Source organism: Streptococcus sp. 544, from assembly GCF_013277385.1.
In the GTDB taxonomy this organism is placed as follows: domain Bacteria; phylum Bacillota; class Bacilli; order Lactobacillales; family Streptococcaceae; genus Streptococcus; species Streptococcus mitis_BA.
Window position 1 is genome coordinate 71,250 of record NZ_VMMU01000010.1, and the last position, 11,934, is coordinate 83,183.

Genomic DNA, 11,934 nt, shown 5'->3' on the forward strand with positions numbered 1-11,934 from the left:
CAGACTTCCCTTCCTTTTACAATCTTGTCAAGAAGGTGTAAACTTATCCTTCTTTCACACGAAGATTGATTACACTTGTGATATCTTGATAGATTTTCACTGGCACATCAATCAAACCAACCGCTCGAATCGGAGCTTGTACTTGAATATGACGTTTATCAATCTTAATTCCAAATTGCTTTTGCAATTCTTCTGCAATCTTCTTATTGGTAATAGAACCAAAGGTACGACCATCTGGACCAACTTTTTCAACAAATTCTACAACCGTTTCTTCTGCTTCAAGTTGGGCTTTAATTGCTTTTGCTTCTGCAATCATCTCAGCGTGAGCTTTCTCTTCGGATTTTTGTTTACCACGAAGTTCACCTACAGCTTGAGCAGTCGCTTCTTTTGCTAGGTTCTTTTTGATAAGAAAGTTTTGCGCATACCCTGTTGGTACTTCCTTAATTTCGCCTTTTTTACCTTTTCCTTTAACATCTGCTAAAAAGATTACTTTCATTCTTCTTTCTCCTTTTCCTTTATTTCATTTAATACAATTTCTGTCAGTTTTTCACCTGCTTCCGACAAGGTTAAATCCTTAATTTGAGCTGCTGCCAAATTAAAGTGACCTCCACCGCCTAACTCTTCCATAATCCGTTGTACATTCAGTTTACTACGACTTCGAGCTGAGATAGAGATAAATCCTTGTGTATTTTTCGCAAGAACAAAACTCGCTTCAATACCTGACATAGCTAACATGGCATCTGCTGCCTTACTAATAACAACTGTATCATAGCATTTCGTGTCCTTAGCCTCTGCTATTAGTACATCTGAACCTAATTTACGCCCCTGTAAAATCAGTTCATTGACCTCACGATATTCTTCAAAATCTGTCGCAGCGATTTCTTGGATAGCAATACTATCACTTCCTCTCGTTCTGAGATAGCTAGCAACATCAAATGTCCGACTAGTCACTCGTGAGGTGAAATTTTTAGTATCCAGCATCATACCAGCCATCAAGACACTTGCTTGCATACGACTCAAACGATTTTTCTTAGAATTCTGGAACTGAATCAATTCCGTTACCAACTCACTGGCACTGCTTGCACCACTTTCGATATAAGTGATGACTGCATTATCTGGAAAATCCTGATCCCTTCTATGGTGGTCAATAACGATGGTCTGTGTAAACAAATCATAAAATTCTTTTGATAATGTTAAGGCTGTCTTTGAATGGTCTACAAGAATCAACAAAGAACGATTGGTCACCATCCCCATTGCATCCTTAACAGACAACAACTTCGTAACTCCTTCTTTTTCTAAGAATGAAACAGCACGTTCAATATCTGGAGACATTTGTTCTTCATCATAAAGAGCATAGCTATTTTCAATCACATTGCTGGCGAACAACTGCATACCTACAGCAGAGCCCAAGGCATCCATATCTAAATTTCTATGCCCAACTACAAACACTTGATCCACACTACGAATCTTATCAGATATGGCTGTCATCATTGATCGAGTACGGGTACGAGTGCGCTTGATGGACGCAGCCGACCCACCGCCAAAGTAGACTGGATTTTTCGTTTCATCATTCTCCTTGACAACCACCTGGTCGCCACCACGTACTTCAGCCAAGTTCAAGTTGAGCAAAGCAACTTTCCCTATTTCATCATGATTTCCATCGCCATAAGAAAATCCCATACTTAAGGTCAAGGGCAACTGTCTCTGTTTCGACTCTTCTCTGAAAGCATCAATAACAGAAAATTTATCATTCATCAAGCCCTCAAGCACCGTGTAGTCAGTAAATAGATAAAATCGATCCATACTTACCCGACGAGAAAACATCATGTATTTTTCTGAAAACTCTGATATAAAATTAGCTACAAAACTATTGATTTGACTAATATCTGACTCAGAAGTTGCATCCTCCAAATCATCATAATTATCCACAGATACAATTCCAATCACTGGTCGACTCGTTACTAACTCATCTGTTATGGCTTGCTCCCTGGATACATCTACAAAATACAAAACACCGGAAGAAGCATCCATATGAACAGCATAACGCTTCTCACCCAGTTTGGCATAAGTAGACGGATTTCCTACTGAAGCCTTGATAATCGTTTGAACAGCTTCCAAATCAAAATCGCCATCTTCCTTGGTCAAAATCAATTCAGCATAGGGATTAAACCACTCAACCTCTCCAGAAGATAAATTCAATTTCATAACACCTACAGGCATCTGTTCCAATAGAGATGTCAAACTTTCTTCCGCTTGGTGGTTTACATACTGTATCTGTTCTACATCACTCCTTGTATAATGCACTCTCAGTTTCTTAAATAAAAAAACATAGCCTCCTACAAAAAGAAACAAAATTAAAAGCGTCAACAGATTATTATTAACAAAAATAATGAAAGTGGATAAGACTCCAAACGCAATCAATCCTACTAGAATAGGAAAAATTGGACTTACATAAAATTTTTTCATTCCAAACCTCTTGGCACCCATTATACCATAATAACCCTCAAAAAGCGACTTTTTAAAAGTGTAATCAGTAATTCTATCAATTATAAGAAAAAGGAGGTTTACAATTCAGTAAACCTACCTTTACACATATTGAAATTAAGATTCTTTAACTTCTAACAAACCAATTTCGCCATCTTCACGACGATAAATCACATTGGTTGTCTGATCTTCAACATCCACATAGATAAAGAAATCATGTCCCAACAAATCCATTTGTAGAATAGCTTCTTCCAAATCCATTGGTTTTAAATCAATTTGTTTTGAACGAACAACTCTAGACTGGACAACATTTGGATCTTCCACCAAAGCATCTGTAAATAATTGACTAGTTGCTACCTTATTTTTATTTTTACGCTCGATTTTTGTTTTGTTTTTACGAATCTGACGTTCAATTTTATCGGTTACAAGGTCAATTGAACCATACATATCTTGAGACACATCTTCTGCACGAAGAGTAATAGAGCCAAGCGGAATCGTTACTTCCACTTTAGCCGTTTTTTCACGATAAACTTTTAAGTTAATTCGGGCATCCAACTCTTGTTCTGGCTGGAAGTACTTTTCGATCTTTTCGAGTTTAGAAACTACATAATCACGAATTGCTTCTGTTACTTCTAGGTTTTCACCACGGATACTATATTTAATCATATGAGTACCTTCTTTCTAAACATTTTTGTTTTTATGATTTTATTATAACGCTTTCATTCTATTTTTGCAAATTTTTTCCTCATCTTACAAGGGAAAATGTTTTTACATCCTCAGCACCAGCTTCTTCCAGCAGTTTCTTCACACGATTTATAGTTGTTCCTGTAGTATAAATATCATCTATAAGTAGGATTTTCTTAGGAATGCGGACTCCACTTTTAATAAAGAAAGGAAGTTCTGTCGCCAAGCGCTCTGAGCGACTTTTAGAAGAACTGGCTCGTTCTTCTCTTTTCTCTAGTAAGTCTTGAAAAGAGAACCCTGCTGCTTCAACTAAACCTTCAATCTGGTTAAATCCCCTCTCGAGCAATCTTTCAGGACTTAGGGGAATGACTACAAATTGATACTCTTTGTACTTTTTTAACTCCGCACTTAAAAATGAAGCGAACACTTTTCTTAACAGGAAGTCTCCATCAAATTTATATCGACTAAAAAAATCCTTCATAGCTTGATTGTAAGTAAAAATCGCTCTATGACTGACCTCAACTCCTTCTTTACACCAAAATTGACAATCTTGACACTTTGTTGACAAACCTGTTTTCATACAATTTGGACAGTTCTCTTCTCCAATTCTCTCAAAAGTAGAATCACAGTCTGAACAAAGACAAGACTCATCATTCTTCAGAAGTAAGAGACTACTAAAAATTAAAACAGTCTTCATAGTCTGCCCACATAACAAACACTTCATAAGCCTGCCTCCTTGTTCATCTGCTGAATTTCCTTAATTGCCTTCTTGATTGAAGCATTTAACCCGTCATGAAAGAAAAACAAATCTCCTGTCGGTCTATCCATGCTTCGTCCAACTCGTCCACCAATCTGAATCAAACTAGACTTGGTAAACAAACGATGATTGGCCTCTACTACGAAAACATCCACACAAGGGAAGGTAACCCCACGCTCCAAGATTGTCGTACTGATAAGTATTGTCAGTTCTCCATCTCGAAAAGCTTGTACTTGCTCTAATCGATCCTCTGTTACAGAAGATACAAAGCCAATTTTCTCATTTGGAAATTGCTCCTGTAAAATTTCTTTTAACTGCTCCCCTTTCTTAATTTCTGAAGCAAAAATGAGTAACGGATGAGCTGTCTTTCTCTGCTTCTCAATATAGGACTTTAACTTTGGTGACAAACGATTCTTGTCTAAGTAGCGATTAAAATCCGATAACCAAATTGGTTTTGGAATAATCAACGGATTTCCATGGAATCGTCTAGGTAAGCTCAGTCTTTTTAGTTCTCCTAAACGGACCTTTTTATCTAACTCATCGGTCGAAGTCGCTGTTAAAAAGATTCTCAATCCATTCTCCTTTACACTATTCTTGACAGCATGGTAAAGCGTGGGATTATCAACATAAGGAAAAGCATCTACTTCATCCACTATCAGCAAATCAAAAGCTTGATAAAATTTCAATAACTGATGGGTCGTCGCAACAACTAGTGGTGTTCGAAAATACGGCTTTGATTCTCCATGTAGGAGGGCTATCTCGCAAGAAAAATCATTTTGCAGGCGCTTATACAGCTCCAAACAAACATCTATGCGAGGACTAGCCAAACATACTGCACCACCTCCATTGATCACTTTAGCCACTACTTGATAAATCATTTCTGTCTTTCCTGCTCCTGTTACTGCATGAACTAAGGTTGGCTCCTGCTTGTCTACTGCTTGAATCAGTCCCTCTGACACCTTCTCTTGAAAAGGAGTTAATTGACCACGCCATTTAAGAACATCTTGCTTCGGAAAATCCTCCTGTGGAAAATAGTATAAAGCTTGATCACTCCTGACTCGCTTCATAATTAAGCACTCCCGACAATAGTAAGCACCGATGGGCAAATACCATTCTTCTAGAATAGTACTATTACAACGTTGACAGAAAAGTTTCCCCTTCTCCTTTCTCATTGCTGGAAGTTTCTCCGCCAACTGACGCTCCTCTTCTGTTAATTCATTCTCAGTAAACAAACGACCGAGATAGTTTGGATTTACTTTCATACTTCTTTATTCGTAAAAGCCTAGCACTTTAGATGATTTTTTAGTACAATTAAATCATGGAATTTAGAACAATTAAAGAGGACGGTCAAGTCCAAGAAGAAATCAAAAAATCCCGCTTTATCTGTCATGCCAAGCGTGTTTATAGCGAAGAAGAGGCTCGTGACTTCATTACTGCTATCAAAAAAGAACACTACAAAGCTACGCATAACTGCTCTGCATTTATTATTGGGGAACGTAGTGAAATCAAACGTACAAGTGATGATGGCGAGCCTAGTGGCACTGCTGGTGTTCCCATGCTTGGGGTACTAGAAAATCACAATCTCACCAATGTCTGTGTGGTCGTGACACGCTACTTTGGTGGTATTAAACTAGGCGCTGGAGGACTAATTCGTGCTTACGCAGGCAGTGTTGCCTTAGCCGTCAAAGAAATTGGCATCATTGAAATAAAGGAACAGGCGGGCATTGCTATTCAAATGTCTTACGCTCAGTACCAAGAGTACAGTAACTTTCTTAAGGAACATGAGCTCATGGAACTTGAGACAAACTTTACAGATCAAGTCGATACGATGATTTATGTTGATAAAGAAGAAAAAGAAACTATTAAAGCTGCACTGGTGGAGTTTTTTAATGGAAAAGTCACTTTAACTGATCAAGGTTTACGCGAAGTTGAGGTTCCTGTAAACCTAGTGTAAACAATAGATAATACAGTGTTTCACTGATATTTTCACCGCTACTTTAATTAGCAACATAAAAAGGTTCTTGCCAAGAGTTACTAGAAAATGAAGCAATTCAAAAAGAAAACTGATAACTTTCTTCTTTACACCTATTTACTAAAATTAACTTATCACAATCGCTTAAAAATTAATGGCTTAGACCTGTGATATAAAAAAATCCTATCGCTCCGATAGGATTTCTATATTTTACAAATGGTATAGTTAGCGTTATACTAGAAATATCTTATACAAAGAGGTATTCATATGTCTATTTATAACAACATTACTGAACTAATCGGTCAAACTCCGATTGTTAAACTCAACAACATTGTGCCAGAAGGTGCTGCGGACGTCTATGTAAAGCTTGAAGCATTTAACCCTGGTTCATCGGTAAAAGACCGTATTGCTCTTAGCATGATTGAAAAAGCGGAACAAGACGGTATTCTAAAACCTGGTTCTACCATTGTTGAAGCAACAAGTGGAAACACTGGTATTGGACTTTCATGGGTAGGTGCTGCTAAAGGGTATAAAGTTGTCATCGTTATGCCTGAAACCATGAGTGTAGAACGACGTAAGATTATCCAAGCTTATGGTGCTGAACTCGTCCTAACTCCTGGTAGTGAGGGAATGAAAGGAGCTATTGCTAAAGCTCAAGAAATCGCTGCAGAACGTGATGGTTTCCTTCCTCTTCAATTTGACAATCCCGCTAATCCAGAAGTACACGAAAGAACAACAGGAGCTGAGATACTAGCTGCTTTCGGTAAAGATGGATTAGATGCCTTTGTTGCTGGAGTTGGTACCGGTGGAACAATTTCTGGTGTTTCTCATGCACTCAAATCAGCAAATTCAAACATTCAAGTTTATGCAGTGGAAGCTGATGAATCCGCCATTCTATCTGGTGAAAAACCTGGTCCTCACAAAATTCAAGGTATCTCAGCTGGATTTATTCCTGATACACTTGATACTAAAGCCTATGATGGTATCGTTCGCGTAACATCAGATGATGCTCTTGCACTCGGACGTGAAATTGGTGGAAAAGAAGGCTTCCTTGTAGGGATTTCTTCAGCTGCAGCTATCTACGGAGCCATCGAGATTGCCAAAAAATTAGGTACAGGTAAAAAAGTCCTTGCTCTAGCACCAGATAACGGTGAACGTTATCTCTCTACAGCACTCTATGAATTTGAAGTTTAGTCTCCTAAATGCACTTAGCCCTTATTATAGGGCTTTTTATTTTTACCTTGAAAATAGGAAGCTCTCCCTATAGGGATCGACTGCATAGAAAAAAGGAAGCAAATTTACTTCCTTTCTATAATTAGTTATTCAAGGCTGCTGCCATTGTAGCTGCAACTTCAGCTTCAAAGTCGTTTGCAGCTTTCTCAATACCTTCACCAACTTCAAAGCGAGCGAACTCAACTACTGAAGCGTTAACTGATTCAAGATATGCTTCAACTGTCTTGCTGTCATCCATGATGTAAACTTGTGCAAGAAGTGTGTAAGCTTGGTCAACTTTAGTATTGTCAAGCATGAAGCGATCCATTTTACCTGGGATGATTTTGTCCCAGATTTTTTCTGGTTTGCCTTCTGCAGCCAATTCAGCTTTGATGTCAGCTTCAGCTTGAGCAATAACATCATCAGTCAATTGTGCTTTTGATCCATATTTCAAGTGTGGAAGAGCTGGTTTGTTAACCATTGCACGGCTTTCGTTATCTTGGTCGATAACGTGGTTCAATTGTGCCAACTCATCTTTAACGAATTGTTCATCTAATTCTTTGTAAGAAAGAACTGTTGGTTTCATCGCTGCGATGTGCATTGACAATTGTTTAGCAAGTGCTTCGTCTCCACCTTCGATTACAGAGATAACACCGATACGTCCACCGTTGTGTTGGTAGGCTCCGAAGTGTTGTGCATCTGTTTTTTCAATCAAAGCAAAGCGACGGAATGAGATTTTTTCTCCGATAGTCGCTGTTGCAGATACGTATGCAGCTTCAAGAGTTTCACCTGAAGGCATTGTCAAAGCAAGAGCTTCTTCGTTATTAGCTGGTTTTCCTTCAACGATTGCTTTAGCTGTTGCGTTTACCAACTCAACAAATTGAGCGTTTTTCGCAACGAAGTCAGTTTCAGCATTTACTTCAACAACTGCTGCAATGTTACCGTCAACATAAACACCAGTCAAACCTTCTGCAGCAACACGGTCAGCTTTCTTAGCTGCTTTTGCCATACCTTTTTCGCGAAGCAATTCAATCGCTTTTTCGATATCGCCTTCCACTTCAACCAATGCTTTTTTAGCGTCCATAACACCAGCACCAGATTTTTCACGCAACTCTTTAACAAGTTTAGCTGTAATTTCTGCCATTTTGATTCTCCTATATTTTTTAAAAATAGGAGAGCCGGGCTAAGCCCCGCCCTCCTAGGTAATTACTATTTATTATGAATTAAGCGTTGTCGCCTTCTACAACTTCAACGATTTCTTCAATTGAATCTGCTTGAGTTTCTGAAGCTGCAAATTCTGCTTCAACTGCTGCTGCATCTTCACCTTGACGTCCTTCAATGATAGCATCAGCCAATTTAGCTGTGATCAATTTAACAGCGCGGATAGCATCATCGTTAGCTGGGATGATTACATCGATATCATCTGGATCAGTATTTGTGTCAACCATCGCTACAACTGGGATTCCCAATTTTTTAGCTTCTTTAACAGCGATTTGCTCTTTATGTGGGTCAACTACATACATCACATCTGGGATACGAGGCATATCTTCGATACCACCCAAGAATTTTTCAAGACGTGCACGTTGTTTGTTAAGAAGTGCAACTTCTTTCTTAGGAAGAACTTCGAAAGTTCCATCTTCTTCCATACGTTTGATTTCTTTCAAACGAGCGATACGTTTTTGGATTGTTCCCCAGTTTGTAAGAGTTCCACCCAACCAACGGTGGTTGATGAAGTATTGACCTGAACGTACTGCTTCTTCAGCAACTGCATCAGCTGCTTGTTTCTTAGTACCAACGAACAATACAACTGCATCGTTAGCTGCTGCATCACGCATGAAGTCGTATGCTTGGTCAGCGTATTTTACAGTTTGTTGCAAGTCGATAACGTGGATTCCGTTACGCTCTGTAAAGATGTATTTAGCCATCTTAGGGTTCCAGCGACGAGTTTGGTGACCAAAGTGTACACCAGCCTCAAGAAGTTGTTTCATTGAAATTACTGCCATGAGTATTTCTCCTTTTTGTTTTTTTCCTCTTCTTGACTTCAACTCGCAAAACGACCCAAGAGCAACTGCTTCACAATTCATCAAGAATGAGTATTATCGTTCACACGACAATTTTCATTTTACCATACTTTTCCAATATTTTCAAGCTATTTTGATATAATTTTTAATAGTTATTGTCTCTGGTAAAACCTGAAAAAGAGGGCTCTATTCGAGTCCCTCTCTCTAATTAGTCTGCATAAATATATGTTACAAAACCTTCAGAAGTCGTTGTTGGATTAAACCATCCACGGTGATTTCCAAGTGTACGATTACCTGCATAGTTTGATTCTGATACTTGGATACGTGTTGTTGATTCAACAGCTGTAACAACCGCTACGTGTCCATATCCACCATCGTTCCAACATGCAATTGCTCCAACTTGAGGTGTCGATCCTGTACGGAATCCTGCTGCAGCTGCACTTGTAGCCCACTGTGCTCCATTACCCCAATAGTCTCCAGCCCAAGGTGCTAATGTTTTAACTCCCCAGGTACATTCTCCAATTGGGTAAGTTGAGGCATCCGTGTTATATGTTGGACGTACTTTAGCCTGAACAGGTGCCACTGCAGATTCAGATACTGCTTGTACCTGTGCTGTTAGGTTTGTATTACCTGAAGCAAGTACTGATTGTTGTTGGCTAGCTTGTTTTTCTTTATAAGCTGCTTCTGCTGCCGCAGCTGCACGAGCCTCTGCCTCAGCTGCTGCTTTTTGTTCTAATAGACTTGCCTTTTCCCCTTCAGCTGTCGCTTTCTCAGCAGCAAGACTCAATTCAGCAGCTTTTAGTTCTGCCTGTTTCGTAGTCAATGCTTGAGCATCATCAGCTAATTTTTGTTGATTAGCAATTACAGTATTGATAGCATCATTATTTGCTACTTGTTTTTCAGAAATAGCTTTTTTATCTGCCTTTTGTTGTTCTAACATTTTGTTATTCGCAGATACGATTTCACTCATTGCAGCAACACGTGAAATAGCTTCTGTAATTGATTTTGAGTTTACGATTGTATTGATGTAGCTAGTTGCGGCTCCATTTGTTTGAGCACTACGAGCTTGTTTTTCCAAAGATTGGTTACGAGAAACAATGTTTTTAGAAAGTTCTGTAATCTCACCCTCGAGTTTCTTAGATTCTGCTTGTAATCTATCATTTTCAGATTGCAAGTTAGATTGCTCTGCTTGAATAGCAGATACTTGCTCCTGAATTTGATCAACTTGTTTTTGTGCTTCTTGTTGTTGTGCTGTTAAGTTACTAATTTTATTATCTTGAGCAGCAATTTTGTCATCAGTCGTTTCTGCATGAGCAGTCGTCAATACTGCTGCCTGGGAAACCATTACTGTACTTAATAAAAGCGAGGCTAAGATTTTTTTCTTCATGGTTAATAAATACTCCTTCTGTTTAAGACAATACTAGTATACCAAAAAAAACTCCAATAAATATTACGCCTTTGTTACATTTATATGTCGTTCTTATAGATAATATTTTTCAAAAATAAATTGAAAAACAATAATCCATAAAAAATTTAAAATCATCGTCGGTACCAAGCTATAGACTATAAAAATCGGCATGTTATCCACTGTCAATCCTACCATAAAAGCCAAAAGATAACTACCCATTTCAAACAGGAAGGTCAGGACAATCATGGCTAGCATTCTTGTCCAACGATTCAACAAAATAACACTATTCAATTTATGAAGAAACGCTCCCAATAAGATAAATAAGAGAGTTGCAATCCCTATTAGATGGAAAAAGTAAACATCGTAAACCAAGCCTATCACAAAACAATAGACTAGGTAGAGATACTCTGATACTTCTATCGTCTCAAATAATAGAAATAGAAATAGAAAATGACTAGCCAAATGTACATGGGGGAAAAATGAGCCCAGAAGCTGGCTAATATGGGCGTCAATTAGAACAAAGAAAGGAAGCAATAAAAACACTCCAACCCGCTTCAACTGTCTCATTATGAATTCCCCACTAATTCTATCACATCCACATTATGAGTATCTGCACTCAATTTAACAGTTACTTCTCGTGTCAAATAGTCTGTACTATGCGTTGTGGCAACCACTTCACCAACAGGAATATCCGTAACGTTAAAGTTTCCTAATCCACCCGTTGTCACCTTATCGCCTGTACTAATATCGCTATTACTATTTAATTGACTAATTTTAAGAACTTCATTTTCCTTGTCGTAGCCAACAATAATTCCATAAATTGTGGTAGTGCCGTGTTGAATTTTAACAGAAATCTTATCAGTATTTTCCGTATTTGTCAGAAGGTTGACTATAGTAGAGTTCTCCTCTACTTTTGAAACACTCCCAATCAAGCCACCATTTGCAATAGCTAACATATTCTCAGAAGCCCCTTTTGATTTCCCTGCATCTAAAGTCAACTCCTGCTTCCAAGATACCGGAGAACGCATAATAACATCTGCTGCCAAAGTCTTTGTAGCTTGCAACTTGGACTTCATATCAAGCAATTGGCGCAATTGTTCATTTTCTGTCTTTAAAGTTTCCGCCTCATTTGATTTGACTTCTAACTGGTAAATCTGTTTCTTCAAACTTTCATTTTCATTATATGTTCGTGTCAAATGAGCCAAATCTGATTTGACAGAATCAAACCACTGAAAAGGTTTTTGTACAACCCTATCAACCAATGAGATTCCATCTCCTAATTTTGTCACAATTGTACTTGAATAAGTCGTCGCTAAGAGAGCTGAGACAAGCAGAACAGTGACAAAAACAATAATGACATATTTTGATTTTTTAAAACGGTTCATATCCCTACCTT

Annotated in this window: 12 protein-coding genes; 2 read left to right on the plus strand and 10 right to left on the minus strand. The window is 38.3% G+C overall.

Annotated features, from left to right (window positions below; translation table 11 throughout):
* Nucleotides 1-43: 43 nt before the first annotated feature.
* The 5 genes from rplI to HT728_RS05875 form a co-directional block, all read right to left on the minus strand.
* Nucleotides 44-496 carry a 50S ribosomal protein L9 gene (rplI, locus tag HT728_RS05855; protein WP_000864214.1) on the minus strand — a complete coding sequence of 151 codons (453 nt, stop codon included), beginning with the start codon at nucleotides 494-496 and terminating at the stop codon, nucleotides 44-46.
* A complete protein-coding gene (locus HT728_RS05860) occupies nucleotides 493-2,466 on the minus strand; it encodes a DHH family phosphoesterase (RefSeq protein ID WP_173218770.1) in 1,974 nt (657 codons plus the stop codon). Before HT728_RS05860 ends, rplI begins: the two co-directional genes overlap by 4 nt.
* Before the next feature lie 135 nt (nucleotides 2,467-2,601).
* A complete protein-coding gene (gene raiA, locus HT728_RS05865; protein WP_173234329.1) occupies nucleotides 2,602-3,150 on the minus strand; it encodes a ribosome-associated translation inhibitor RaiA in 549 nt (182 codons plus the stop codon).
* A gap of 79 nt (nucleotides 3,151-3,229) precedes the next feature.
* On the minus strand, nucleotides 3,230-3,892 hold the full coding sequence (locus HT728_RS05870) for a ComF family protein (protein WP_173234330.1): 663 nt from the start codon (nucleotides 3,890-3,892) through the stop codon (nucleotides 3,230-3,232).
* Nucleotides 3,889-5,187 carry a DEAD/DEAH box helicase gene (locus HT728_RS05875; protein ID WP_173234331.1) on the minus strand — a complete coding sequence of 433 codons (1,299 nt, stop codon included), beginning with the start codon at nucleotides 5,185-5,187 and terminating at the stop codon, nucleotides 3,889-3,891. Before HT728_RS05875 ends, HT728_RS05870 begins: the two co-directional genes overlap by 4 nt.
* A gap of 56 nt (nucleotides 5,188-5,243) precedes the next feature.
* On the opposite strand from HT728_RS05875, the gene HT728_RS05880 reads away from it, so the two are divergent.
* Entirely contained in the window at nucleotides 5,244-5,879 is a 636-nt protein-coding gene (locus tag HT728_RS05880) for a YigZ family protein (protein ID WP_000395741.1), read from the plus strand.
* A gap of 285 nt (nucleotides 5,880-6,164) precedes the next feature.
* On the plus strand, nucleotides 6,165-7,091 hold the full coding sequence (gene cysK, locus HT728_RS05885) for a cysteine synthase A (RefSeq protein WP_000029881.1): 927 nt from the start codon (nucleotides 6,165-6,167) through the stop codon (nucleotides 7,089-7,091).
* A gap of 121 nt (nucleotides 7,092-7,212) precedes the next feature.
* On the opposite strand, the gene tsf is transcribed toward cysK, so the two are convergent.
* From tsf to mreC, 5 genes are all read right to left on the minus strand, one after another.
* On the minus strand, nucleotides 7,213-8,253 hold the full coding sequence (gene tsf, locus HT728_RS05890; RefSeq protein WP_173234333.1) for a translation elongation factor Ts: 1,041 nt from the start codon (nucleotides 8,251-8,253) through the stop codon (nucleotides 7,213-7,215).
* A 79-nt stretch (nucleotides 8,254-8,332) separates the two neighbouring features.
* Nucleotides 8,333-9,112, minus strand: coding sequence for a 30S ribosomal protein S2 (gene rpsB / locus HT728_RS05895; protein WP_014017378.1), 780 nt, complete (start codon nucleotides 9,110-9,112; stop codon nucleotides 8,333-8,335).
* Between the two features lie 226 nt (nucleotides 9,113-9,338).
* Nucleotides 9,339-10,517 (minus strand): CHAP domain-containing protein, encoded by a 1,179-nt coding sequence (locus tag HT728_RS05900; protein ID WP_081530007.1) that lies wholly within the window; start codon nucleotides 10,515-10,517, stop codon nucleotides 9,339-9,341.
* 93 nt (nucleotides 10,518-10,610) lie between these two features.
* Nucleotides 10,611-11,105 carry a rod shape-determining protein MreD gene (gene mreD / locus HT728_RS05905; RefSeq protein WP_173234334.1) on the minus strand — a complete coding sequence of 165 codons (495 nt, stop codon included), beginning with the start codon at nucleotides 11,103-11,105 and terminating at the stop codon, nucleotides 10,611-10,613.
* Nucleotides 11,105-11,923, minus strand: a complete 819-nt coding sequence (mreC, locus tag HT728_RS05910; protein WP_173234335.1) for a rod shape-determining protein MreC — start codon at nucleotides 11,921-11,923, stop codon at nucleotides 11,105-11,107. Before mreC ends, mreD begins: the two co-directional genes overlap by 1 nt.
* Between the last annotated feature and the right edge of the window lie 11 nt (nucleotides 11,924-11,934).